This window comes from Actinopolyspora mzabensis (genome assembly GCF_900101095.1).
Taxonomy (GTDB): domain Bacteria; phylum Actinomycetota; class Actinomycetes; order Mycobacteriales; family Pseudonocardiaceae; genus Actinopolyspora; species Actinopolyspora mzabensis.
This window is the reverse complement of the sequence record NZ_FNFM01000002.1, coordinates 478,848-502,675: the sequence shown is the minus strand read 5'-3', so window position 1 is coordinate 502,675 and position 23,828 is coordinate 478,848. Positions and strand designations below refer to the sequence as shown.

Annotated in this window: 21 protein-coding genes; 12 read left to right on the top strand and 9 right to left on the bottom strand. The window is 69.2% G+C overall.

Translation table 11 applies throughout. The features are described from left to right. The first annotated feature begins 34 nt into the window (after positions 1-34). The 3 genes from BLR41_RS04930 to clpB all read left to right on the top strand — a co-directional run bounded on the left by BLR41_RS04930 (position 35) and on the right by clpB (position 4,823). Positions 35-895, top strand: coding sequence for a YceI family protein (locus BLR41_RS04930; protein WP_092626753.1), 861 nt, complete (start codon positions 35-37; stop codon positions 893-895). Positions 896-1,173: 278 nt separating this feature from the next. Continuing rightward, complete coding sequence (locus BLR41_RS04925; protein ID WP_143012996.1) at positions 1,174-1,989, top strand: NAD(P)H-binding protein; 816 nt, start codon at positions 1,174-1,176, stop codon at positions 1,987-1,989. Between the two features lie 251 nt (positions 1,990-2,240). Next, a complete protein-coding gene (clpB, locus tag BLR41_RS04920; protein WP_092626751.1) occupies positions 2,241-4,823 on the top strand; it encodes an ATP-dependent chaperone ClpB in 2,583 nt (860 codons plus the stop codon). 334 nt (positions 4,824-5,157) lie between these two features. Here clpB and BLR41_RS04915 read toward each other — a convergent pair whose 3' ends face one another. From BLR41_RS04915 to BLR41_RS04900, 4 genes are all read right to left on the bottom strand, one after another. Continuing rightward, on the bottom strand, positions 5,158-7,500 hold the full coding sequence (locus BLR41_RS04915) for a heavy metal translocating P-type ATPase (RefSeq protein ID WP_092626750.1): 2,343 nt from the start codon (positions 7,498-7,500) through the stop codon (positions 5,158-5,160). Then, positions 7,497-8,645, bottom strand: a complete 1,149-nt coding sequence (locus BLR41_RS04910; protein ID WP_245693877.1) for a cytochrome c oxidase assembly protein — start codon at positions 8,643-8,645, stop codon at positions 7,497-7,499. Before BLR41_RS04910 ends, BLR41_RS04915 begins: the two co-directional genes overlap by 4 nt. Before the next feature lie 24 nt (positions 8,646-8,669). Beyond that, positions 8,670-9,347, bottom strand: a complete 678-nt coding sequence (locus tag BLR41_RS04905; protein WP_245693875.1) for a DUF5134 domain-containing protein — start codon at positions 9,345-9,347, stop codon at positions 8,670-8,672. A gap of 162 nt (positions 9,348-9,509) precedes the next feature. Next, positions 9,510-10,430 carry a LysR family transcriptional regulator gene (locus BLR41_RS04900; RefSeq protein ID WP_092626743.1) on the bottom strand — a complete coding sequence of 307 codons (921 nt, stop codon included), beginning with the start codon at positions 10,428-10,430 and terminating at the stop codon, positions 9,510-9,512. A 70-nt stretch (positions 10,431-10,500) separates the two neighbouring features. Here BLR41_RS04900 and BLR41_RS04895 point away from each other — a divergent pair, with 70 nt between their 5' ends. After that, a complete protein-coding gene (locus BLR41_RS04895) occupies positions 10,501-11,628 on the top strand; it encodes a TDT family transporter (RefSeq protein WP_092626741.1) in 1,128 nt (375 codons plus the stop codon). Between the two features lie 86 nt (positions 11,629-11,714). On the opposite strand, the gene BLR41_RS04890 is transcribed toward BLR41_RS04895, so the two are convergent. After that, positions 11,715-12,320 carry a CGNR zinc finger domain-containing protein gene (locus tag BLR41_RS04890; RefSeq protein ID WP_092626740.1) on the bottom strand — a complete coding sequence of 202 codons (606 nt, stop codon included), beginning with the start codon at positions 12,318-12,320 and terminating at the stop codon, positions 11,715-11,717. Positions 12,321-12,413: 93 nt separating this feature from the next. Here BLR41_RS04890 and BLR41_RS04885 point away from each other — a divergent pair, with 93 nt between their 5' ends. Further along, a complete protein-coding gene (locus BLR41_RS04885; RefSeq protein ID WP_218119898.1) occupies positions 12,414-13,277 on the top strand; it encodes an alpha/beta fold hydrolase in 864 nt (287 codons plus the stop codon). A gap of 212 nt (positions 13,278-13,489) precedes the next feature. Here the strand turns inward: BLR41_RS04885 and BLR41_RS04880 are convergent, their stop codons facing one another. Further along, positions 13,490-14,719 carry an MFS transporter gene (locus BLR41_RS04880; RefSeq protein WP_092626738.1) on the bottom strand — a complete coding sequence of 410 codons (1,230 nt, stop codon included), beginning with the start codon at positions 14,717-14,719 and terminating at the stop codon, positions 13,490-13,492. Positions 14,720-14,803: 84 nt separating this feature from the next. Here BLR41_RS04880 and BLR41_RS04875 point away from each other — a divergent pair, with 84 nt between their 5' ends. From BLR41_RS04875 to BLR41_RS04860, 4 genes are all read left to right on the top strand, one after another. Beyond that, the gene (locus BLR41_RS04875) at positions 14,804-15,433 is read left to right on the top strand and encodes a TetR/AcrR family transcriptional regulator (protein WP_092626737.1); all 630 of its coding nucleotides are present in this window, start codon (positions 14,804-14,806) and stop codon (positions 15,431-15,433) included. 117 nt (positions 15,434-15,550) lie between these two features. Beyond that, positions 15,551-16,273, top strand: coding sequence for a type III secretion system chaperone family protein (locus tag BLR41_RS04870; protein WP_245693873.1), 723 nt, complete (start codon positions 15,551-15,553; stop codon positions 16,271-16,273). 282 nt (positions 16,274-16,555) lie between these two features. Further along, complete coding sequence (locus BLR41_RS04865) at positions 16,556-17,329, top strand: SDR family NAD(P)-dependent oxidoreductase (RefSeq protein WP_092626734.1); 774 nt, start codon at positions 16,556-16,558, stop codon at positions 17,327-17,329. 220 nt (positions 17,330-17,549) lie between these two features. Then, positions 17,550-18,515, top strand: a complete 966-nt coding sequence (locus BLR41_RS04860) for an SAM-dependent methyltransferase (protein WP_245693871.1) — start codon at positions 17,550-17,552, stop codon at positions 18,513-18,515. A 292-nt stretch (positions 18,516-18,807) separates the two neighbouring features. Here the strand turns inward: BLR41_RS04860 and BLR41_RS04855 are convergent, their stop codons facing one another. After that, positions 18,808-19,305: a GNAT family N-acetyltransferase gene (locus BLR41_RS04855; RefSeq protein WP_245693869.1), complete on the bottom strand. Its 498-nt coding sequence runs from the start codon at positions 19,303-19,305 to the stop codon at positions 18,808-18,810. A gap of 155 nt (positions 19,306-19,460) precedes the next feature. Here BLR41_RS04855 and pyrE point away from each other — a divergent pair, with 155 nt between their 5' ends. The 3 genes from pyrE (at position 19,461) to BLR41_RS04840 (ending at position 22,017) form a co-directional block, all read left to right on the top strand. Further along, positions 19,461-20,039, top strand: a complete 579-nt coding sequence (gene pyrE, locus BLR41_RS04850; protein WP_092626846.1) for an orotate phosphoribosyltransferase — start codon at positions 19,461-19,463, stop codon at positions 20,037-20,039. 34 nt (positions 20,040-20,073) lie between these two features. After that, positions 20,074-20,877 carry a TrmH family RNA methyltransferase gene (locus BLR41_RS04845; protein WP_092626733.1) on the top strand — a complete coding sequence of 268 codons (804 nt, stop codon included), beginning with the start codon at positions 20,074-20,076 and terminating at the stop codon, positions 20,875-20,877. Between the two features lie 198 nt (positions 20,878-21,075). Continuing rightward, a complete protein-coding gene (locus tag BLR41_RS04840; RefSeq protein ID WP_092626732.1) occupies positions 21,076-22,017 on the top strand; it encodes a DUF368 domain-containing protein in 942 nt (313 codons plus the stop codon). A gap of 111 nt (positions 22,018-22,128) precedes the next feature. On the opposite strand, the gene BLR41_RS04835 is transcribed toward BLR41_RS04840, so the two are convergent. After that, positions 22,129-22,356 (bottom strand): hypothetical protein, encoded by a 228-nt coding sequence (locus tag BLR41_RS04835; RefSeq protein ID WP_092626730.1) that lies wholly within the window; start codon positions 22,354-22,356, stop codon positions 22,129-22,131. A gap of 46 nt (positions 22,357-22,402) precedes the next feature. Then, positions 22,403-23,581, bottom strand: coding sequence for an N-acetylglucosamine-6-phosphate deacetylase (gene nagA, locus BLR41_RS04830; RefSeq protein WP_092626728.1), 1,179 nt, complete (start codon positions 23,579-23,581; stop codon positions 22,403-22,405). Positions 23,582-23,828 lie beyond the last annotated feature (247 nt).

Sequence of the window (23,828 nt, the reverse complement as noted above, 5' to 3'; positions counted from 1 at the left end):
GATCCGCGGTTCTCACGCAGGAGAGGACACTCCGATGAGCCTCGGCCACGGCGAAGTGGGCGAACGACAGGATCCGACACCGAGCGGAGCGGTCACAGTGCGGGCCCGAACGCTCGGTGGTTGGCCGCTGCCGGAGGCGGTGCTCACCGTCACTGACGCCTCGGGAACCCAGGTGGGACGCGCACCCGCCGATTCGGCGGGGGAAGCCACGGTGCCCGCGCTGCCGCCGGGGCGCTACACGGCGATCGTCACGGCGCTGGGGCACCAGCCGCTCGCGCGCACCGCGATGGTGCGGCAGGGCAACGCCGTCGAGCTGGACGGGGTGGAGCTCTCCCCGGTGGGAGGCGGTGACGAGCTGCCCGAACCAGGGTTGTGGCGCATCGACCCGGCACACTCCGCCATCCGTGCCACCGCGAAGCATCTGGGGATCAGCAGCATCCACGGTCGGTTCAACGAGTTCGAGGGCGAGATCCGGATCGCCAGGCCGGTGGAGGCCTCCTCGGTGGACGTCCGGATCGACGCCGCGACTGTGGACACCGGAAACGCGCAGCGAGATGAGCACCTGCGCAGCGGCGACTTCCTCGACGTGGTGAACCACCCCCGGATCGGCTTCACCACCACCGGGATATCGCGCGGGCACGACCGCTGGGAGCTCGACGGTGAACTGACGCTGTGCGGCATCACCCGTCCGGTGCGGCTGGCGACCAGGTTCACCGGGGTGGGGCCGGACCCGTGGGGCGGCACCAGGGCGTCCGCCTCGGCCACCACGATCCTGCGTCGCGAGGACTTCGCGATGACCTTCAACCAGTCGCTGAGCACCGGGATCGCCGCGATCGGCACCACGCTGCGGATCGAGCTCGACGTGCAGGCCGTGTTCGCCGAGGACGCGAGCTGAGCTGGTCGCCGTCTCCGGTTTGATGTTTCACGCGAAACATTCCCCTCCGGCGCTCCGTTCCGCGACTCCCCCGGCGCGGTCGTGCTTGGTCCGGTCGTGCGTGGTGTGGTACTGCGCGGTGCCGCATTCCGGGCATCGTTGACTTCGAGCGCGCTGGAAGATCCAGACTCGTGGACGTGCCGCCTTCGGCGCGCGAACTCCCCGCGGAGTCCTCCGGTGGGGTTCGTCGCGCCCGGCGGTTTTCGCCCGTTGGTTTCGAGACGAGGTTCGGAGAGCGCATGATCCTGGTGACTTCGGCGACCGGCAACATAGGTCGCTGCCTGGTACGTGAACTGCAAGAGTCGGGCCACGCGGTGCGGGCGACCACCCGTGATCCCGGCGGGGCGGAGTTCCCCGACGGGGTCGAGGTCGTAGCCGGTGATCTCGAAGATCCGGACTCGCTCCGGGATGCCTTCGCGGGGGTGTCGGGGTTCTTCCTGCTCGGTTCGCCCGGCGACGTTCCGGCGATACTGCACCGGGCCGCCGAGGCAGGGGTGCGGCGGGTGGTGCTGGTCTCCTCGCTGCTCGCCGAGACGCACCCGGGCTCCTTCATCGGCAGCGGTGCGCTGGCAGGGGAGAAAGCCGTCCGGGACAGCGGACTCGAGTGGACCGTGCTGCGGCCGTGGGAGTTCACCTCCAACGCGTTCTGGTGGATCCCCTCGATCACTGAGCACGGCAGCGTGTACTCCCACGAGAACCCGGAGGGCTCGCAGGTCGTCGATCCGGCCGACATCGCAGCGGTAGCGGCCAGCGCTCTCACCGAGCTGGGTCATGAACAGCGGATCCATTCGCTGACGGGGCCCGAGAAGCTCACCGTCGCGCAGCGGGTGGCCGTGCTGGCCGAGGAGCTCGGTCGCCCCGTGGACTTCGTGGAGCTGAGCACCGAACAGGCCCGGGAGCGGATGCTGGAGTACATGCCCGCCGGGATCGTCGAGGACATGCTCGCCACGGAAGGTGGGGATCCGGGGCTGTCGGACACGGTTCGGCGGATCACGGGAAGGCCCGCGCGTAGTTTCCGGCAGTGGGCCAGGGAGCACATCGCGGCCTTCGGCTGAGGCCGGTGCCGCGACATCAACCACCCGCGGGGGACGTTTCGTACGCGAGACGTCCCCCGAATTCGTGGTTGCCCCGATTCGAACGATTGCGGATGACGCGAGTCGGATCGTGTCTGTATAGTTGAGTCATACAGGCTCAACTTTGTTTCCATAGTCGCTGTGTTGCGGCTGTTACGTCGGGCGGCCTTCGGGGTATGGCGGGAAGGCATGCCCTCGCCGGGGCGACGAAGCCGCTACGAGAGAGGTGAGGAATGGACGCGTTCAACCCGACGACCAAGACCCAACAGGCGATCTCCGCCGCGGCGCAGGCCGCGACGATGGCGGGCAACCCCGACATCGCCCCCGCGCATCTGCTGGGCGCGCTACTGGCGCAGAGCGACGGCCTCACGCCCTCGCTGCTCTCGGCGGTGGGCGCGGATCCGGCACGGGTGCGCGAGGAGTGCGAACAGCTCGCCAACGGGCTGCCCTCGGCGAGTGGCTCCACGGTGTCCACCCCGCAGCTGTCCCGTGAGTCGATCAAGGCTCTCACGCACAGCCAACAGCTGGCGACGGAACTCGGCGACGAGTACGTCTCCACCGAGCACCTGCTCGTCGGGCTGTCCGCCGAGGGCGGGCAGGTCGGTGAGCTGCTCAACCGCTACGGCGCGACCCCGGACGCGCTCAAGGACGCCTTCACCAAGGTGCGCGGTTCGGCGCGCGTCACCAGCCCCGATCCCGAGAGCACCTACAACGCGCTGGAGCAGTACGGCCTCGACCTGACCGACCGCGCCCGCAACGGCGACCTCGACCCGGTCATCGGCAGGGACGCCGAGATCCGCAGGGTCGTGCAGGTACTCTCCCGGCGCACCAAGAACAACCCGGTGCTCATCGGCGAGCCCGGCGTGGGCAAGACCGCGATCGTCGAGGGCCTGGCACAGCGCATCATCGCCGGGGACGTGCCCGAGTCGCTGCGCGACAAGCGAGTCGTCGCGCTGGACATGGGGTCGATGGTCGCCGGTGCCAAGTACCGCGGCGAGTTCGAGGAACGCCTCAAGGCGGTGCTCAAGGAGATCACCGAGTCCGAAGGGCAGGTGATCACCTTCATCGACGAGCTGCACACCATCGTCGGTGCCGGTGCCACCGGTGAGGGCGCCATGGACGCCGGGAACATGATCAAGCCGATGCTGGCGCGCGGCGAGCTGCGCATGGTCGGCGCGACCACGCTGGACGAGTACCGCAAGCACATCGAGACCGACGCCGCGCTGGAGCGCAGGTTCCAGCAGGTCATGACCGGTGAGCCCACGCCGGACGACACCGTGGCGATCCTGCGCGGCCTCAAGGAACGCTACGAGGTGCACCACGGCGTGCGGATCACCGACGGCGCGCTGGTGGGCGCCGCCACGCTCTCCGACCGCTACATCACCGACCGGTTCCTGCCGGACAAGGCCATCGACCTGGTCGACGAGGCCGCCTCCCGGCTGCGGATGGAGATCGACTCCCGGCCGGTGGAGATCGACGAGGTCGAGCGCGCCGTCCGCAGGCTGGAGATCGAGGAGATGGCGCTGTCCAACGAGGACGACCCCTCCTCCCGGGAACGCCTCGACTCGCTGCGCCAGGAGCTGGCCGACCAGCGGGAACGGCTGTCCGAGCTGACCGCCCGCTGGCAGCGCGAGAAGGAGTCCATCGACAAGGTCCGCGACCTCAAGAGCCGGCTGGAATCGGTGCGCGGCGAGTCCGAACGCGCCGAGCGCGACGGCGACCTGGGCAAGGCGGCCGAGCTGCGCTACGGGCGCATCCCCCAGTTGGAGAAGGAGCTGGAGCAGGCAACCGAGGAGCAGAACCGCTCCAAGGCGATGCTGCAGGAAGAGGTCACCCCCGACGACGTCGCCGAGGTCGTCAGCTCGTGGACCGGGATTCCGGCGGGGAGGCTGCTGGAGGGCGAGACGGAGAAACTGCTGCGCATGGAGGACGCCATCGGGTCGCGCGTCGTCGGCCAGCAGGAGGCCGTGCGCGCGGTCTCGGACGCGGTGCGCCGTGCCCGCGCCGGGGTGGCCGACCCGGATCGCCCCACCGGTTCCTTCCTGTTCCTCGGCCCGACCGGGGTCGGCAAGACCGAGCTGGCCAAGGCGCTGGCCGAGTTCCTGTTCGACGACGAGCGCGCGATGGTGCGTATCGACATGAGCGAGTACTCCGAGAAGCACTCGGTGGCACGCCTGGTGGGCGCGCCACCCGGCTACGTCGGCTACGACCAGGGCGGACAGCTCACCGAGACGATCCGCAGGCGGCCCTACTCGGTGGTGCTGCTCGACGAGGTGGAGAAGGCGCACCAGGACGTGTTCGACGTGCTGCTGCAGGTGCTCGATGACGGCAGGCTCACCGACGGTCAGGGACGCACCGTGGACTTCCGCAACACCATCCTGGTGATGACCTCCAACCTGGGATCGCAGGCCATCGCGAATCCCGATCTGTCGGAGGCCGAACGCGACGAGGCGGTCATGTCGGTGGTGCGCACCCAGTTCAAGCCGGAGTTCCTGAACCGGCTGGACGGCACGCTGGTATTCCACGCGCTGTCCACCGAGCAGCTGACCTCCATCGTGGACATCCAGGTGGACCGGTTGGCCAGGCGGCTGGCACAGCGGCGGCTGACCCTGGACGTGCGGCAGCCCGCGCGGGAATGGCTGGCGACGCACGGTTTCGACCAGGTGTTCGGCGCTCGGCCGCTGCGGCGGCTGGTGGAGTCGGCCATCGGTGACGAGCTGTCCCGCAAGCTGCTGGCCGGTGACATCAAGGATGGCGACAAGGTGACGGTCGATGCGGCCACCGAGGACAACGGTCTCACCGTGAACTCGGAGTGAGCTCTTGGTGGAGTTCGCTGCCGCCCGTTTGCCTGGCGGTGCGGGTGGCGGAACCTCTCGCACGGCTCTCGCTGCGGCTCCCCCGACATCGGGTAGTCACTACACAACGTCGGGGGCGTCCTCGCGAGAGCCGCACGGGAGAACCCGCGGCGGTGCCGAGGGCCAGGGTGGTCGGAGCTCTGCCTGCGAGGGTGGTGGGAGCTCGCCCTGCGTCGGTGGCGCGGCGATTTCGCGAGAAATCGACACCGCCGAGGCCGTACTGCCCCGCCCACCCCGCGATTTCGCGAGAAATCGACGCCGTTCGAGCGGTACCCCGTTACTGGGTGCCGCGTCGTTAGGGGGTGAGTGCGCCTCCCGGCCGGGTTCCGTCCACCGGTGAGCCGTCGGTGGAAGATTCGTCCGGAGTCGCTTCCCGACGGGGCGATTCGGTGCCGAACCTGCGCAGCCGCAGGCTGTTGGTGACCACGAACAGCGAGGACAACGCCATGGCCGCCGCGGCGATCAGCGGGTTGAGCAGTCCGAGGGCGGCCAGCGGCAGCGCGGCGAGGTTGTAGCCGAAGGCCCAGGCCAGGTTGCCCCGGATGGTCCGCAACGTCCGGCGAGCCAGGCTGATCGACTCGGGGACGATCTCCAGCTGGTCCCGCACGAGCAACAGGTCGGCCGCGTCCAGCGCCACATCGGTACCGGAGATGACGGCGATCCCGAGATCGGCACCGGCGAGTGCGGGAGCGTCGTTGATCCCGTCGCCGACCATGGCGACGGTGCGGCCCTGCTCCCGCAGTCCCGCGATGGTGGCCGCCTTGTCCGCCGGCAGTACCTCCGCCAGGGTCTCGTCGATACCCACCCGCTCGGCGACCGCCCGCACCGTGGCGGTGTTGTCCCCGGAGAGCAGCACCGTGCGCAGCCCGAGCCGGTGCAGTTCAGCGACCATGCGAGCCGCCGAGGGCTTGACCGTGTCGGTCAGGGCGAAGATCCCCCGCGCTTGGCCGTCCACCGCCACGGCCACCGTGGTGCGCCCCTGGCTCTCCCAAGCCACCCGCCTGGCTTCGAGCTCCTCGGGCAGCTCGCTGCCGCGCTCCCGCAGCAGCCTGGCCGACCCCACCAGCACCGAACGGCCCGCCACCGTCCCGGCCGCGCCCAGACCGGAGAGGCTGGTGAAGTCGGCGACCGGCTCCGGCCGCCCGAGTTCCTCCCCGGCCAGCGTGCTGATCGCCCGAGCCACGGCGTGTTCGCAGGCGTCCTCCACGGCGCCCGCCAGCCGCAGCACCGTGGCGGTGTCGGTGTCCGAGGTGGTGCGCAGGTCGACCACGGCCATCCTGCCGGTGGTCAGGGTGCCGGTCTTGTCCAGCACCACGGTGTCGATCGCACGGGCGGACTCCAGGGCCCGGTGCCCCTTGATGAAGATCCCCAGCTGCGCACCTCGTCCCGTGGCGGCCAGCAGCGCGGTGGGGGTGGCAAGCCCCAGCGCACAGGGGCAGGCGATGATCAGCACGGTCAGCGCGGCGCTGAAGGCTCGTTCCGGCGGCGCCTCGAGCAGCCACCAGCTCAGCAGAGTCAGCGCGGCCAGCACGCCGACGGCGGGTACGAACCAGCCGGAGATCCGGTCGGCCAGCCGCTGCGTCCGGGCCTTGTCGTGCTGCGCCCGCTCGACCAGCCCCCGCAGCCGGGCGAGTTGGGTCTCCTCGCCGACGCGGGTGGCCCGCACCACCAGGCGGCCGCTCGTGAGGATGGTGCCTCCCACGACTTCGTCACCCGCCGACGCTTCGACCGGGACCGGTTCGCCGCTCATCGCGCTGGTGTCCACGGTGCCGTGCCCGCGCAGCACCTCGCCGTCGGTGGCCACGGTCTCACCGGGGCGAACCGTGAAGTGGTCCTCGCGCCGCAGCCGCTCGACCGGCACCCGACTCTCGTTGCCGTCCCGGTCCAGCACCGCGACGTCCTTGGCACCGAGCGCGGCCAGGGCGTGCAGCGCACCGCCCGCGCGCTGTTTGGCCTTGGCCTCGAGCAGCCGTCCGGCGAGCATGAACACGGTGACCGCGGCCGCCACGTCCAGGTACACCGACCCGGCGGGTTCCAGCAGCAGCCCCGTCAGGCCCCGGTCACCGGTCGTTGTCTCCCGATAGGCGAAGATCGTGTATCCCGACCAGCAGGCGGACGCCAGGATGCCGATGGAGACCAGGGTGTCCATGGAGGTGGTTCCGTGGCGGGCCTGCACCAGCGCCTGGCGGTGGAAGGGCCAGGCGCACCAGGTGGCCACCGGCAGCGTCAGCGCCAGCAACACCCACGGCCACCCCGGAAACCGCAGTGAGGGGGTCAGGGCCAGCGTGATCGACAGGTCGGCCAGCGGCACCCCGCACAGCAGCGCCACCACCAGGCGGCGCCACAGGTAGCGGACCCGTTCGGCAGGGTCGCCGTCCTCCGGACTGTCGGGTCGGATCACCTCGGCGCCGTATCCCGCGGTCTCGACCTGCTTCAGCAGTCGTTCGAGCGCCACCTCGTTCGACGCCTCGACGGTGGCCTTCTCGGTGGCGTAGTTGACACTGGCCGACACGCCGTCGAGCTTGTTGAGCTTGCGCTGCACCCGCGTCGCGCACGCGGCGCAGGTCATCCCCGTGACGGCCAGGTCCACCGAGTAACCCTCGGAGTGTGACTCCTCGGACGGTGCCACCGAAGTCATCCGCTCCCCCGTTCCGGCCGCTCGTGCCGTGTCTCCCCGCTACTGTCCTCGGCCGCGGGGGGATCCGCTCGGGCGGTCTCGACGGTGGAACCGTCCGGGGCTTGCCGCCCGTCGCCCCGGTTCGCCCCCGTGCCCTGGCTTGACGCAGTGCCCTGGTTTGACGCAGTGCCCTGGTTTGGTTCCGTGCCCTGGTGCAGCCGGGCGAGCATGGCGTTGTAGTCGGCCAGCGCCTGCTCGTCGGCGTCCACATCGGCGGAGTCGCGCAGCGCGGGAGCGGTACCCGAGGCGGTGTGGGCCAGCGCGCTGCGGCGCGCGGACTCCAACCACGTGCCGAAGCCCGCTTCCGGGCCGCGGGAGCGCAGCCAAACCCCGACGGTGATCAGTGCCAGCACGGCCATGGTGGCGTCACCGAAGAACCACATGATCGCTCCGGCGAGGTGCTGGTCGTCCAGCAGCGTCGGTCCCCAGTCGGGACGGGCCAGGCGATAACCCGGTGCGATGGGACTGGGGGACATCATCAGCACCACGCCGACCAGGGTGTCCGGCAGCATCCCCGCCATCAGCAGCACCACGCGCAGCGGATGGGGGAAGCGCCGCCACCGGAGTGGTTCGCTGCCGAGCACGGGAAGGAAGAGCAGGTAACCGCTGGTCAGGTACAGCACGATCTCGAAGTGCCGCAGCCACTCGTGCTCCAGCCGCAGCTGCGCGAACACCGTCAGGTGGGTGACCACCAGCACGGCGGTGTAGTACACGAACGAGGTCGCCGGGTGGGTGAGCGCGTTCACGGTCCGGCTTCGCAGCGCGCTCTCCAGCCGTCCTGATGCGTTGGTTCCGCCCGCCGCGACCCAGAGTTCCAGTGGGCGTCCCACGATCAGCAGGATCGGCACCGCCATGATCAGCACCAGGTGCTGGACCATGTGTACCCAGGTCAGGGCTTCGCTGTAGACGCCGATCGCGCTGTTGACCGCCAAGACCAGTGCGAACAGCCCGCCCAGGAAGGCGACGGAGCGCCGGATCGGCCAGCGGCCGATTTGCCGGTACCGGAGCAGTCCCACGAGGTAGGCCACGGCCAGCAGCACCACGAGCCCGTCCCAGGGCGAGAGCTGCCAACTGGTCAGTGCGTTCGACCAGGTCAGGGGGGTCACCGCCGACATCGTCCTCGCTTTCCGCTACATGACGGCGATCATGTAGGCCATGCTCGCCGCCATCACTGCCAGCGTCACCCGCACTCCCACGGTGGAGTGCGCGACCAGTCCCACCACCGGCCCCGCCGCCGGGTCGGGCGCGGGTTCGGCCGTCAGTGGTGTCACCCCGTGCTCGTGCTGCCGGACGGGTTCCGCCGCCGGGGTGGAGGGGGTGGCGACGGTGGCCGGAACCCGGTGGTCGAACACCGGAAGTCGGTCCCATGCTCCCACGCCGTAGGCCACCGCCTGGCAGGTCAGGTAGACCACGAACGCCCAGTTCAGCCAGTCGGGGCGTGCCGTGGGCGCCAGCAGCATGTAGGCCATCGCCGCCATGTCCACCGTGGACAACAGCCACAGCGGGTTGAGCGCGCCCTCCCGGACGCGGAAAGCGACGGTGAGGGCGGCCTGCGTGAGCGTCACGAGCACGAACAGGGCAAGGCCGATCCGGTACAGCTCCGGGTTCGCCATGCGCGGGAACAGATACATCACGGCCATTCCCGCTGCCATGACCGTGTGCCCCGCGTGCCAGGCGCGGTGTTGTCCGGACATCGCGACCAGGTGGCCGGCGTGCACCACGATCACCACGAAAAGTGCCAAGGCCCACACGATTCGTAACCACATGGGTAAAAGTGGCATGTGCATTGCCGCCATCTCACCGTGCATGCCCGTTTCCGTTTCTCGACCGTCGGGTCGTGGGACGAACCGTGTTCGCCGTGCACGTCGTCCGGAGGGGGCGTTCGGTTCCCGAGGGGCCGCCGAAGTCGTACCCGGAGTGGACAACGTCACACCCGCCCGGCGATCTCTCGCGAAATCGCCGCGCCGGTGTCACTCACCACGGAGTGCGATGGCGAGCAGATCGCGGGCCGGGCCGCGCAGCGGCGTTCCTTCGGGCCAGACCGCGCGCAGGCTCCGGGTCAGATCGAGTTCGGCGACCTCGAGCCGCACGAGCGTCCCCGCGGTGAGTTCGGTGCTCACGGCACGGGCGCTGAGCACGGCGGGACCGATCCCGCCGGTCACGGCAGCCTTGATCGCGGTGGTGGAGGAGACCTCGAGCAGTGGCTCGGCGGTTTCGAGTCCGGCGTGTTCCCGCAACGCTCGTTCCAGCGCCCAGCGGGTTCCGGAGCCGCGTTCCCGGCTCACCAGCGAAGTGGCGGCCAGCTCCTCGGCCCTCGGTTCACGTCGGCGGTTGGCCCAGGGGTGCGACGGCGCGACGACCAGCGCCAGTTCGTCCCTGGCGACCTCACGCGCGGACAGGCCGCTCGCCACTTCCGGGCTCTCGACGAATCCGATGTCGGCCGTACCGGCCAGCACGTTCGTCGCGACCTCCGCCGAGTTGCCCGAGTCCAGCGCGACCACGGTCTCCGGATCGGCAGATCGCAGCGCGATCAACCAGCGTGGCAACAGGTACTCGGCCACCGTCAGGCTCGCCGCGATCCGGACGTGGCCGTGGCGGTCGGCCCGCAGCGCCGCGATGCCCGCCGCCAGGTCCGAGGCCGCTTCGATCGTGGCCTGCGCCCAGCTCGCCACGAGTTCGCCCGCCGTGCTCAGCCGGGTCCCGCGTGCGCCGCGCTCGAGCAGGGCGGTGCCGACATCGGCCTCCAGCTGCCGCAGCCGTGCGCTGGCGGCGGGCTGGGACATGTCGTGCGAGCGGGCGGCCTGCCCGATGCTGCCGAGTTCGGCCACGCTCAGCAGCAGCTCGTATCCGGTCAGATCGCGCACCGACCGGGGTAACGGCCGAGAAGACATAGGCGCAGCTTATGCGTTCCCAACCGACGAGGGACTACTCGGGCACGAGGAACCGCACGAGGGTGGAAGCATGACCGGCACCGCCCTCGCCGAGGAACCCGCGACGTCGCGACGCTTCGGCCCGTTGCGCGAACTCGATCACCCGGCTCGGGTCTTCGCCCGACTCGGCCCCAACTGGTTCGCCTCCGTGATGGGGACCGGCATCGTGGCCAACGCCGCCGCGACCCTGCCGGTGTGGCTGCCCGGGGTACGCACCGCGGCGACGGTGGTGTGGGCGTTCGGTGCGCTGCTGCTCCTCGCCCTCTGCGCCGCGTGGGCGGTGCACTGGATCCGCCATACCGGGGCGGCGCGTGGTCACGCCCACGATCCGGTCATGGCCCAGTTCTGGGGCGCCCCTCCGATGGCGCTGCTGACGGTCGGTGCGGGCACCCTGCTGCTGGGCAGGGACTGGATCGGGCTCGGTCCGGCACTGACCGCGGACTGGATACTGTGGACGGCCGGAACCCTGCTCGGGCTGTTCACCACCGCGTGGATCCCCTACCGGATGATGACCACGCACGACATAACGCGCGAGAGCGCCTTCGGCGGTTGGCTGATGCCCGTGGTTCCTCCCATGGTCTCGGCGGCCAACGGCGCGCTGCTCGTCGAGCACCTGCCGGCGGGCCAGCCGCGCCTGACCATGCTGCTGGGTTGCTACGCGATGTTCGGCATCAGCCTGTTCGCGACGCTGTGCATCGTTCCGCAGCTCTGGCAGCGCCTGCTGCGCCACAAGACCGGTGCCGCCGCGACCGTGCCCACGGTGTGGATCGTGCTCGGCCCGCTCGGGCAGTCCATTACCGCGGTCAACCTGCTGGCCCGCCCCGCGGGGAACGTGTTGCCCGCGCCCTACGGTGCGGCCGCCGACGCCCTCGGGCTGTTCTACGGGGTGGCAGCCTGGGGCTTCGCCCTCGTCTGGCTGGCGTTGGCCGCCGCGCTCACCCTCCGCACCGCCCGCTCCGGGTTGCCTTTCGCGCTGACCTGGTGGAGCTTCACCTTCCCGGTGGGCACCGTCGTCACCGGCACGAGTGGTCTGGCCGCCCGCACCGGGTCGCTGCTGTTCACCGTTGCCGCCGTGGCGCTCTACCTGCTGCTGGTGCTCGCGTGGCTCACCGTGGCCGTACGCACGGCACACGGCAGCTACCGGGGCGGACTGTTCTGAGCGACAGCCGGGTCTGAGGGGCCGAGTCCGACGGGGGCGGGGCGTCGATTTCTCGCGAAATCGCCGCGCCGGATGCCCGGCCGGGCTCACCGGCTTCGGCCCCGCTGGTGGCGCTCGACCTTGGCCCGGTTGCCGCAGATCGCCATCGAGCACCACCGGCGTCGTCGGCTCGGTGAGGGGTCGAGGAAGAGCCAAGAGCACCGGCCGCACACGCCGATCAGCGACCGCTGTTCGCTCAGCAGCAGTTCCGCGCTCGCCAGTGCGACTCTGCGCGCCACCAAACGCGGTCCGAGACGCACGGTGTCGAACACCCAGGTATGTCGGGTGCGGAACAGCTCCGAGGGTTCCGCCTCCTGTTGCGCGGTCAGGATGTCGGCTTTGACCCGGTCCCGGACGGCCCGCTCGCATCGGACCTCTTCCACTCCTGCGAGCAGGAACGTGTGCAGCGCCTCGCGTTGTTCGCGCAGTTCCACCAGCGCCGCGTCCGCTTCCGCCCGGTCGTCCGCCGCGCGGCTCAGCAGGTACTCGTGCTCCTCCGGTTCGAGCAGCCCGATCGCGTGCGCCCAGTCGGCCGCGTCGGTGAACTCGCTCAGGTACTCCACGTCACGGCTTCTGGTGCGGCCTCCGACCGTGTTGACGAAGACCAGCGCCGGATGGTCACCGATCAACGAGTCAGCCGTCCAGTCGGCCATTTTCCTCCTCCGCGAGTGTGGCGCCGGTCGGGTTGACAGCGCGGTGTGCCGCGGCAACCATACTAACCATAAAAACGGACAAAGGGGTTAGTTATGTTCGAGATGTCGGACCGCGAGTCGTGGAGCCCACCCGAGACGTTCGAGTTCCGTGGTCAGCAGATCCGTTACGGAGTCATGGGAGAGGGCGAGCCCGTGGTCCTGCTGCACGGCACACCGTTCTCTTCTGTGGTGTGGCGACGGATCGCGCCGCAACTCGCCCGTCACCACCGGGTGCACTACTTCGACCTGCTCGGCTACGGCCGCTCGGAGAAGAAGGCGGGACAGGACGTGTCGCTGGGGGTGCAGAACAAGCTCTTCGCCGTGCTGCTCGACCACTGGGAACTCGATTCCCCACACGTGGTCGGGCACGACTTCGGCGGGACCACCGCGCTGCGCACCCACCTGCTCGACGGCCGCGACTACCGCTCGATGACGTTGATCGACCCGGTTGCGCTCAGTCCGCACGGCTCGGAGCTCGTAAGAACGGCCCGGCGCCACGAGGACGCGTTCGGTGAACTGCCCGCCTACATCCACGAGGCGATCCTGCGCGCCTACATCGGCGGAGCGGTGTGCCGCTCGCTTTCCGAGCGGGAGATGCGGTACTACCTCGACCCCTGGTTGGGAGAGTCGGGTCAGTCCGCGTTCTACCGCCAGATCGCCCAGATGCGCGACCGCCAGATCGCCCAGATGCGCGACCGCCATACCGACGAGATCCAGGATCGCTACGACGAGATCCGCTGTCCGGTCAGTCTGCTGTGGGGTGAGCGGGACGCGTGGATTCCGCTGGAGCGAGGTCGGGAGTTGGCCGCACGTATGCCGCACACCGAGTTCGGCGTCGTCCCCGAGGCGGGACACCTGGTTCCCGACGACGCTCCCGAGGCGGTCGTGGCCGCGGTGCTCGACTCGTCGCGTCGGTAACGGAAGCGGTCCTGGTTCGGTTCGCGTGCCGAGGACGTGGCCGCGGCATCGGGTGCGGTCAGGAGTGCGTCCGGGTGGACGTGCTCGTGGTTCGGCCGTGGGGCCGAGCGGCCACGAACGGGCACGGCGCTGCCGTGGCGCCGAACACCCCGCCGAACCGATCGGCGGAGCTCGACCGGGTGATACCGCTCTCGTGGTGACACCGCTGCCGGTCAACGGGCCCTGCCGCTGCCGATCCCGGCCAGCACGGCGAACGCTCCCGCCGCGACGGCGAACACGATCGTGGCGTTGTCCAGTCCGAACAGCGTGGTCAGGTAGCCGAGCAGGATGCTGGAAAATCCCGCGGACAGGTAGGCGACCACGTAGATCATCGCCGAGGTGCCCGCCCGCTGTTCGGGTTTCGCCAGGGCGCTGAGCAGTCGGAAACCACCCATGAACATCAGCCCCCACCCCGCGCCCAGCACGATCGACCCGGCGAACAGCAGCACGGCGTTTCCGAGGATCACCGCCGTCGCGACGGCGGTCAGCCCGACCAGCAGCAACGGGACCGCCAGCCGCACCGCGCGCGTGCCGTGCCACCCCGAGGCCAGCACCTGCCCGATGCTGCCGACCCCGGCCAGCACCGTCACGGTCAGACCACCGACGAAGTGCGAGTTGTCCTCGACCAGTCCGCCGGCCACCGAGGGGCCCAGCGACATGAACATCCCGCCGACCGTCCAGGCGGCCAGCATCGTGGTGGCCAGCAGTGCGAACGTCCGCCCCTGTCCCGCGGGCACGATCGGCCGCTGCGGGCGCAGTAGCCGTCGCGCCTCGACACGGCCTCGTGCCACGGGTTCGGGTATCGCCGGCACCCCGAGGAACAGCACGACCAGCGCGGCGATCAGCACCAGGTAGCTCAACTCGGTCGGTGCCGGAGCGAACTGCACCAGCGCACCCGCCATCGCCGAGCCCACCGCCATGCCCGCCGAGGCGGCGATCCCGTTCACCAGCGGTCCGCGTCCGCTTCCCGGTGGTTGGAAGTCGAGCAGCGTGGCGCTGACCGCGCTGGTGACCGCTCCGGTGGCCAGTCCCTGCAGAATCCGACCGGCGCACAGCCAACCGACACCGGGGGCGAACGCCAGCACCAGCAGCGAGACGATCTCCAGCGCCAGCGCTCCGAGCAGTACTGGGCGTCGTCCCAGGTGGTCCGACAACGAGCCGAACAGCAGCAGCGCTGTCAGGATGCCGACCATGTAGACGGCGAACACCACCGTCAGCACGGTGCTGGAGAACTCCCACTCCCGTTGGTAGACGGCGTACATCGGGGAGGGTGCCGTGGAGGCCATCAGAAACACCGCGAGCACGGCTGCCGCCAGTGCGAACGCTCCGCCGGGCGAGAAGCGGCGGGGGTGCGAGGTTTCCGCGGTTGGTGGGGAAGTGGTGGGGGTCGGCTCGGGCGACATGATTCTCCTCACCGGAACGAGTCATTCCGCACGGCGCAACACAACCCCGGAGCGGATCATTCCGTTCCGAGGTATGCTGTGGCCATGCCCACAACCCAGCACGCCGCGGACTACGACGAACGCGTGATCAGCGCGGCTCGCGAGGTGTTCGCGCAGCAGGGATTCGCGGCTCCGGTCTCCGAGATAGCCGAGCTCGCCGGAGTCGGAGTGGCCAGCATCTACCGGCGTTACCCAAACAAGCGACGCCTGGCCGAGCAAGTTCGGATCGCCGCCATGAGTCGCGTCGTGGCCGAGGCGGAATCGGCGAGGGAGACCGAACCCGACGACCCCTGGGCCGCGTTCGTGCGGTTCATGCGGGGCTGTCTGCGCGCGCACGCCGGGATCGGCGTGGTGCTGCCGCCCTACGAGGAGTCCGCGGACGTCTCCGAGGATTTCACCCGGCTGCGGCAACGCATGATCGAACTCATCGAGGAGCTGGTGAGCACGGCCCAGCGTGCGGGGCAGCTGCGCGATGAGCTGCGCTCGGCCGATGTGTTCCTGCTGTTCAAGCACCTCAATCCGCCACTCGCCACCGACGAGGAACGTCGTGCCGAGCTGCGGCAGCGCTACCTCGAACTGCTGCTTCCCGGGCTCCGTGAGCGGGCGGACCGGCTGCCCGGCGACGCGCCCGAGTGGGACGAGCTCTTCCGGATGTGTGTTCCGGGTGGACAGTGACTCCGCGGGGCGATCCGGCCGGTTCGGCCACGTCTTTTCGGGGTTCTTCCGAGTGGTACCGCGATTTCGGGAGCAGGTGATCTTCGCACCGCTCCGGCGGCCGACTACCCTGCGCGTGTGGGCATACCTGCTTGGGTCTGGTTCGCCGTGGCGGCGGTCGCGACAGCGGCGGGCGTCACGCTGCTGATCACCGACCACGCGCGGCGAACGGCGAAGAACCGGGAAAGAAGACGTTGGGCGGCGCTGCGTGGTTGGCAGTTCGCCGAGTTCGATCAAGTGCTGCCGACCAAGTGGCAACGGGGGCTGCTGCCGCAGTACAACGGAGCGGTGGCCACCGACATCGTGGCCGGGTCCACCTTCACCGCCGACGGGAGGCGCCAGGTCTCGGTGCTCGACCTCGTGGTCGGCGGCAGGACGGTGGCAGTGCTGCTCGGGCTCCGCTGCCGCCGGTCGACGGCCACCACGCTCGAACTGTGGTTGCCGGAGGTGCCGGTTCCACCGGAGTCCGAACTCGACCTGCTCGGTCCGGTGGGCTCGCGCTACGCGTTCGTGGGCGACGTCGCCACGGCTCGGCCGCTGGTCACCCCGGACGTGGTCGACGCCGTCGAGGAGTTCGGCGACGACGTGACCGTGGCCTGGGCGGAGAACGACTGGGTGCTCGCGGCGCTCGAACCCGCCGCGGCCGAACCGGAACAGCTGGAGGGCACGCTGCGCGCGTTGGGCCGGTTCGCCGACCTGCTCGATCCGTTCGAAGTGGACCCCAACGGCGAGACCCCGAGCGCGGAGCGTCCCGACGACGAGATAATCCCGAGCCCCACCACCGAGGACGACACCGCCTGAGCGGCATTCCACCGCGCACCGGGCCGCCCCCTCGGAACGGCGCGGTGTCCCGTGGGGGAGGCGGCGCACCCTCGGGACACCGCGATTGGGCACCGCCACGTGCCCAGCCCCTACGGCCCGGCGATTTCGCGGGAAATCGAGGCCGCCGGTGCCTCCGCACCCCGTCGCGCGGAGGAAGCCGCACCGTAGCCTCGGAGATTCCGCCGACCGGGTTTAGGCCTACCGATCCGGGAGCTTCGACGGAAGCGGTCGTCGAGGAAACTCGCGGGTAGGGTCCGAGACATGTCTACCGCTCTCGTAACCGGTGCCACCGCCGGTATCGGGCGGGCTTTCGCCCGCAGGCTCGCAGCAGAGGGCTACGATCTGGTGCTCGTCGCCCGTGATTCCGAACGGCTGGCTTCACTGGCCGAGTACCTGGGGGATCGCTACGGTACCGTCACCGAGCGGTTGCCCGCGGATCTCACCCGGGACGAGGAACTCGCGGAGGTCGAACGTCGCCTCGGCGACGCGACGAGGCCGATCGAGCTGTTGGTCAACAACGCGGGTTTCGGTACCTCCGGTGCTTTCTGGGACACCGACCCCGAGACGCTGCGGCAACAGGTGGATCTCAACGTCACGGCCGTGTTGCGGCTGACCCGCGCCGTTGTTCCGGTGCTGCGTGACCTCGGCCGGGGCGACGTGATCAATCTGTCCAGTGTGGCCGGTTTCTTCGCCATGTCCGGTTCCACCTACTCGGCGACGAAGGCCTATGTAACCACGTTCTCCGAGGGCTTGTCCGCCTCATTGGCGGGAACCGGTGTGCGGGTCATGGCGCTTTGCCCCGGTTTCACCCGCACCGAGTTCCACCAGCGCGCCCGGTTGGAGATGAGCTCGTTGCCGAAGGCGTTCTGGCTGGATGCCGACACGCTCGTGCACGAGGCGCTGCGCGATCTGCGTCGCGGTCGCACCGTGTCGATTCCGGGCGCTCAGTACAAGGCCGTGGTGGCCCTCGGCAAGCTGATACCGAACCGGTTGCAGCGGTTCGTCGTCGGTCGCGCCGCGCCGGGGCGGACCTGAGCCCGAGAAACCAACCCGACGATTTCGGCTCGGTGTGGTTCCGTCGAATCCACGCCGAGCCGTAAGCGTCCGGAAATACCGTCCAGTAGAAATGAAAATGTGTCGCGTCGTTCTCGCTCGGGCGGGGTAACACAACGGGTTGGAAGTGCTGCTACTTTCTTCGCGGTGACACCCTGTCCGGAAGACACCGGTGTTCGGTTTCGGATGAGCGTCCCTCGAGATGTCGTCGATCACCGACAACGAACGCGGTTTCTTCGGAAAGTGGCAGTCCTGCCAGCAGTCATTCGGAAACGAGTTCACCGAGAACCGGAGACACGACATGTCAAACCGAGCGGCATTGGGATCCGCCCTGCCGGCGACCGGCATCGAGAATGCCTACGAACGGTTCGCGCCGTTGGCCGAGAAGTACTGGGGTCCCGATCTGCACAACGGGTACTGGTTCGACGGTGCGGACGAGAGTTCCCTGGAGGAAGCCACCGCCAGGCTGGCGGAACTCGTGATCGACAAACTGCGCGTGTCTTCCGGCGACCGGGTGCTGGACGTGGGGTGCGGTAACGGCCGTCCCACCGTAGCGGCGGGCGTCCGCACCGGTGCCGACATCACCGGTATCGACGTCAACCGTCGTGCGCTGCGAGAGGCCGCTACCCACGCCAGTTCGAACGGTGTGTCGCACTACGTTTCCTTCGAGTACGCCGACGCGCTCAACCCACCGTTCCGCTCCGAGAGTTTCGACGCGGTGATGTCCGTCGAGTCCTCGCCGCACTTCGAGACGGGCGAACTGCTGTCCAGTATGGCCCGGTTGCTGCGCCCCGGCGGACTTCTGGTGCTGGAAACGCCCTACGCGCGAGTTCGAATGACGGAGCGGCTGCGCTCCCGCACCGCCGAGTACTACGAACTGATCCAGGCGGTCTCGCTGGACACGTTGGCACGATACTTCGAGCTCGCCCACGCTGCCGGGTTGGCACCGGTGGAGTTCCTCGACATCACCGAGAACACCGCCCCCACCTGGCCGACGGCGCTGCGTCGGTTGCGGGACGACTGGGGTGAGATCGAGCGTGCGCTCGGCTCCGAACTGCCGGAACGTGCGGTGGCCACGGTAAGCGCGTGGCGCGAGCTTCCCGAGCTGGGGAGCATGATCCTCACACTGCGTCGGGACGACGAGCTGGCCGCTGCCCTAGGGCAGTAACGGGCGGGCGTTCCGCGTGGAATCCGCACTCGCCGAGGCCGGAGCGTATTTCCGTGGTGCGGACCAATCCGCCGAGCAAGCACGTCGCCCCGCTGGTGGTGTCGTTCCGGGGATTTCCCCAGCTCACTCGCCAGTGGTGATCCGGTCCCGCGCGATTCGTGGCTTCCGTCCCGTCGGAAACCACGAATCGCGGTCCGGGCTCGTGGCTACTCGATGTCGCGGCCCCGGAACGAGAGCCCGCGGTGGGTTCCGCCAACCGACCGGCTCGACCATCCGAGCGGAAGAACTTCGATCAGGCGTCGCTGGTGGCGAACTCCTCCTCCGGTGCCACGGACTTGATCCAGTCCAGGCTGGGGGCGGCGAACAGGGTCATCGTGGTCAGTTCGGTGAATCCCATCGAACGGGCGAGCAGCTTGGATTCCCGGTTGGACGTCGAGATGTCACCCACCACCCGGGTGGCGCCGGCGTGGTAGAGCGCACGGATGGTCGCGTCGGCCAGTTTGGTCGCCAGCGCCTTGCCCCGGAAATCCCTACGCAGCCCTATCCATTCGACGTGGCCCCAGTACTTCTGGTCGAAGAACGGCATCGAGGCCAACACGAATCCCACTTTCCGCGAGCCCACCTCCGCCACGTGGCAGGCTTCCGGTTGTTGGTCGAGATGTTTGGCTATGGCTCCCAACGACCACACGCTGTAGGGAAATACGGAAACGTCGAAAATCTCGTTGCCGAGTTCAAGTATTTCCGGGACGTCCCTGTTCTCGATCGGGCGTACTTCGGCGATTGATGTCATGGCGGAAATAGTAACCGCTGGTTCCTTTTCGGGAAGCATCCCTATTCGATCACACGATTAGGTGAGATTTTTCGTTCTGGCCAAAATTGACTTCGGTTTCGGGTAATATATCCGAATTTCGTGGCAGGGCGAAAATGATCACCGGACGGAGCGGTATGCTGCCGGTCGTGAAGGAACGAACCGCGCACACTACGGTTGACCAGCAACGTCGTGACCAGCTCGCCCGGCTCGTCCGGGACCTCACGGTGGTGCACGAACCGGTCACGCTGTCCTCGGGACGTCGGGCCGACTACTACGTGGACCTGCGCAGGGCCACGTTGCACCACGAGGCGGCGCCGCTGATCGGAACGCTGCTGCGGCAGCTCACCTCGGACTGGGACTACACGGCCGTGGGCGGACTCACGCTGGGCGCGGATCCGGTGGCCACCGCGGTACTGCACTCCTCCGGGGCCCCGCTGGACGCGTTCGTGGTGCGCAAGAGCGCCAAACAGCACGGCATGCAGCGTCGGATCGAGGGGCCGAACGTCTCCGGACGTCGGGTGCTGGCCGTGGAGGACACCTCGACCACCGGGGACAGCGTGCTCACCGCCGTCGAGGCCCTGCGAGAGGTCGATGCCGAGGTGCTCGGAGTGGCCACCGTGGTCGACCGCGACACCGGAGCCCGGGAAGCCATCGAGGCTGCGGGGCTGCCGTATCGGTCGTTGCTGGGAGTCACGGACCTGGGGCTGGACTGACCGAACCGACGAAGCACTACCACCAGGAGCCTTGGTGAGTTCCAACGACGGCGCCGGAGCGCACCCGAACGCGACCGAGGACGAGCGCACGGGCGGTGTCCCCGGGGACGCCGGCCGGCAACAGGCCGACCCGCCGTCTTCCGGCCGGGAACCGGCCGAACAGGGGGCCTCCGGGCACGATTCCTCCGAACAGGCACCAGCCGAGGCCGGGCCGACCGAGTGGGGTGCCCAGGTCGGGGTAGGCCCGTGGGAAGGGGAGTGGCCCGCGGACGAGCACTACGATCCGGAACTTCTGGAACACGGTGATCGTCGCAACGTGGTCGACCGCTACCGCTACTGGAGTCGGCGGGCCATCGTGGCCGATCTGGACCGCAGGCGGCACGGCTTCCACGTCGCCATCGAGAACTTCCAGCACGACCACAACATCGGAACGGTCGTACGCACCGCCAACGCCTTCGCGGCGCAGGAGGTGCACATCGTCGGCCGCAGACGCTGGAACCGGCGCGGTGCCATGGTCACCGACCGCTACCAGCACGTGCGCCATCATCCGGGACTGGACGAGCTGCGTGCCTACGCCGAGGAGCACTCGCTGCACGTGGTGGCCGTGGACAACACTCCCGGAGCCACCCCGGTAGAGCGGGTCGAACTGCCTGCCGACTGCGTGCTGCTGTTCGGGCAGGAGGGACCCGGTCTCGGTGACGACTCCCGTCGCATCGCCGATCTGGTGGTCTCCATAGCGCAGTTCGGCTCCACCAGGTCGATCAACGCGGGAGTGGCCTCCGGGATCGTCATGCACACCTGGATCAGACAGCACGCCCGGCTGGAGAACGCCTGGTGAATTCACCACTGCGGGGTGCCGGACTGCTTTTACGATCTCCGGCGAGCCTGCGAGCACTGCCGGGTGGCACCATGAGGGCGATCGGTAGCGTCGTACTCACGTGAACCGGCGAATCCCTTCCGCCGGAGCGTTCGGCACGGGCGGGCCCGGTGGCGCCGCCGGTTGGTTTCTCCAGTGTCCGACAATGAAAAGCAGGTCATGGTCAACTCATTGCGTGCGTATCTAGCGAACCTGGTCCGCGGTGCTCTGATCGGTACCGCCGAGATCGTCCCCGGTGTAAGCGGTGGAACGATCGCCCTGGTCACCGGGATATACGAAGCACTGATCGGTTCCGCCGGACATCTGCTCAGCGCGTTGCGGCTGGCCGTGGCCGACGTGCCGCGGGGCGCCGGTTTCACCCGCGCGGGGGTCGAGTTCCGCAAGGTGCGCTGGGACGTGGTGCTTCCCGCGCTCATCGGGCTGGTGTGCGCCGCGTTGATCGCCGCCAAACTGCTGGAACCGGTGATCGAGGAGCACCCGATCTCCTCCCGCGCGGTGTTCTTCGGGCTGGTGCTGGCCTCGCTGTGGGTCCCCATATCCATGATCGGCCGTGCCTGGCGGGCTGCCGACGTCATCACGGCCGTGCTGGCCGCCCTGCTCGCCTTCGGGCTCACCAGCCTCCCCCCGACCGCTGTCTCACCCAACCCGCTGATCGTGGCGCTGGCAGCGGCAGTGGCGGTCTGCGCCCTGGTGCTGCCCGGGGTCTCCGGTTCCTTCTTCCTGCTTTCCTTCGGGCTCTACGAAACGACGCTCTCCGCGCTCAACGAGCGGGACATCGGCTACATCGCGACCTTCGCCGTGGGGGCGATCATCGGTCTCTCGCTGTTCGTCAAACTGCTGCAGTGGCTGCTGGAGCACCGTAGGCGGATCACGCTGGTCGTGATGACCGGGCTCATGGCCGGTTGCCTGCGCGCCCTGTGGCCCTGGCAGACCGAGGAGCACCGCGAGCTGCTCGCCCCCTCGGGCAACGTGGGGGCGACGGTGCTGTTCTTCCTGCTGGGGGTGGCCCTGGTGGCTGCGGTGCTGGTGAGCGAGCACCTCGCGCTGCGGAACAGGCCGAACGACGACGAACCCACCGAGCAGATCTCCAGGGTTGGCTGACTGCGGGGTTCTGCGGTTCGGCCGGCGCAGGGGCTCGGGTGGCGGAACCTCGCGCTGGCAGGGGCTCCGCCGTGCCGCCGAGCTCCCCGCGTCGAGCTCCCTGCCTCGAGCTCAAAGCATCGAGATCACGCCCGCTATGCCGCCGACGAGGATCCCCAGCAGCAGCGCGTAGAGCAGCACGAGCAGCACCGGCAACCGCCGCGGATTCGGTTGCCGCGGCGGTCGTCGGTTCGGCGCTGACTCGGGTTCCGCGTTCCCGTTGCCGGTCGCCTGGGCGCGCAACGCGGCGGAGAGCACCCGTTCCGCATCCGGTTCGCCACCCGTCGAGGACGTACTCATGCCCCTCAGCGTAGGTATCCGTGCGGTTGCCGCGCGGGAGTGGTGCTCATCCGGCCAAGCTGGCGGCGCTGTCCGGTGCCGCCGGGACCGGCGAACCGTCCTTGAGTACGTGTCGCGGCCGCAGACGCTCGTCCAGTACCACCAGGTCGGCGGCCAGGCCGGTGCGGATCGAGCCCAGCCGCTCGGACAGACCCAGCAGCTCGGCCGGTTTGGTGGCACAGGCCGCCACCGCCTCCGGCAGGCTCAGACCGCAGCGTTCGACCAGGTTGCGCAGCGCGGTGTCCATCGTCAGCGTGCTGCCCGCCAGTGAGCCGTCCGCCAGTCTGGGTTCACCGTTGGTGACGGTCAGTGGCAGGCTGCCCAGCTCGTAGTGCCCGTCGCCCGCCTCCGTGGCGCTGATCGCGTCGGTGACGGCGACGGTGCGCGAGGGGCCCGCGTGCCGTGCGACCAACCGTGCCACTGTCGGGTGCAGGTGCACCATGTCGCAGATCATCTCGACGGTGATCCGCTCGTCGTCCAGCAGGGTGCCCACCGGCCCCGGCTCCCGGTGGTGCAGCGGACGCATCCCGTTGAACAGGTGGGTCGCCACGGTGGCCCCGGCGTCGATCGCCGGGCGCACCTGCTCGGCCACCGCGTCGGTGTGACCGACGGCGGCGATCACCCCCGCCTCGGCGAGCTGTTTGACCGCTTCGACGGAACCGTCGAGCTCCGGCGCCAGGGTGACCATCCGGACCTCGCCCTCGCCTGCTTCGAGCAGTTCGGCGACGGTTTCCGGGTCGGGGGCGCGCAGCATGTCGGTGTCGTGGGCGCCGCACCGCACCGCGGAGAGGAACGGGCCCTCCAGGTGGATCCCGGCCAGCAGCCCCTCGCGCACCGGATCGAGCAGCGAGGTGATCTGTTCCCGGAGTCGCGGCACGGAGGCCGTGACCAGGCTGGCCAGCATCGTCGTCGTGCCGTGTGCACGGTGCGCCGCCACCGCGGTGTTGATCTGCCGCCGCTCCGTGCTGGTCAGTGACCCGCCACCTCCGCCGTGGCAGTGGATGTCGACGAATCCGGGGACGATCCAGTGGCCGCTGAGCTCCGGCCGCAGTCCGTCGGGGGTGGGGCCTTCACCGATCTCGGCAATCCGTCCTCCCTCGACGCGGATCCAGCCGTCCCGCGGCGCTCCCTCGTCGGTGACGATCCGCCCGCCGATCAGCGACGGCTCGGTTGCTTCGTTGCTCACAGTCTCGGCGTTCCTTCCAGGAGCGGCTGCGGTCGATGCCGCTGGAGTCGCCCCGTGTTGCCGGGCGAATGTTTCGGGTTGCTAATCCGATCCTGCGACATCGACCCCATTTTGGTCTACACCACCTGTCGGAGACGTGGTGCGTGCCGCTCTTTCAGGGCAATCGGCGAAGTGAATCGATTCAGTAAGTGAGTATTCCGGTGCGCGACGTTACGAGCCGGCAGCCTTCGTGCCACCTACGAACGGC

Bases quoted from the DNA above. Each gene is read 5' to 3' on its own strand.
- BLR41_RS04930 (WP_092626753.1), top strand. From the start codon at position 35: ATGAGCCTCGGCCACGGCGAAGTGGGCGAACGACAGGATCCGACACCG.
- BLR41_RS04925 (WP_143012996.1), top strand. From the start codon at position 1,174: ATGATCCTGGTGACTTCGGCGACCGGCAACATAGGTCGCTGCCTGGTA.
- clpB (WP_092626751.1), top strand. From the start codon at position 2,241: ATGGACGCGTTCAACCCGACGACCAAGACCCAACAGGCGATCTCCGCC.
- BLR41_RS04915 (WP_092626750.1), bottom strand. From the start codon at position 7,500: ATGACTTCGGTGGCACCGTCCGAGGAGTCACACTCCGAGGGTTACTCG.
- BLR41_RS04905 (WP_245693875.1), bottom strand. From the start codon at position 9,347: ATGCACGGTGAGATGGCGGCAATGCACATGCCACTTTTACCCATGTGG.
- BLR41_RS04900 (WP_092626743.1), bottom strand. From the start codon at position 10,430: ATGTCTTCTCGGCCGTTACCCCGGTCGGTGCGCGATCTGACCGGATAC.
- BLR41_RS04895 (WP_092626741.1), top strand. From the start codon at position 10,501: ATGACCGGCACCGCCCTCGCCGAGGAACCCGCGACGTCGCGACGCTTC.
- BLR41_RS04890 (WP_092626740.1), bottom strand. From the start codon at position 12,320: ATGGCCGACTGGACGGCTGACTCGTTGATCGGTGACCATCCGGCGCTG.
- BLR41_RS04885 (WP_218119898.1), top strand. From the start codon at position 12,414: ATGTTCGAGATGTCGGACCGCGAGTCGTGGAGCCCACCCGAGACGTTC.
- BLR41_RS04880 (WP_092626738.1), bottom strand. From the start codon at position 14,719: ATGTCGCCCGAGCCGACCCCCACCACTTCCCCACCAACCGCGGAAACC.
- BLR41_RS04875 (WP_092626737.1), top strand. From the start codon at position 14,804: ATGCCCACAACCCAGCACGCCGCGGACTACGACGAACGCGTGATCAGC.
- BLR41_RS04865 (WP_092626734.1), top strand. From the start codon at position 16,556: ATGTCTACCGCTCTCGTAACCGGTGCCACCGCCGGTATCGGGCGGGCT.
- BLR41_RS04860 (WP_245693871.1), top strand. From the start codon at position 17,550: ATGTCGTCGATCACCGACAACGAACGCGGTTTCTTCGGAAAGTGGCAG.
- BLR41_RS04855 (WP_245693869.1), bottom strand. From the start codon at position 19,305: ATGACATCAATCGCCGAAGTACGCCCGATCGAGAACAGGGACGTCCCG.
- pyrE (WP_092626846.1), top strand. From the start codon at position 19,461: ATGCTGCCGGTCGTGAAGGAACGAACCGCGCACACTACGGTTGACCAG.
- BLR41_RS04840 (WP_092626732.1), top strand. From the start codon at position 21,076: ATGGTCAACTCATTGCGTGCGTATCTAGCGAACCTGGTCCGCGGTGCT.
- BLR41_RS04835 (WP_092626730.1), bottom strand. From the start codon at position 22,356: ATGAGTACGTCCTCGACGGGTGGCGAACCGGATGCGGAACGGGTGCTC.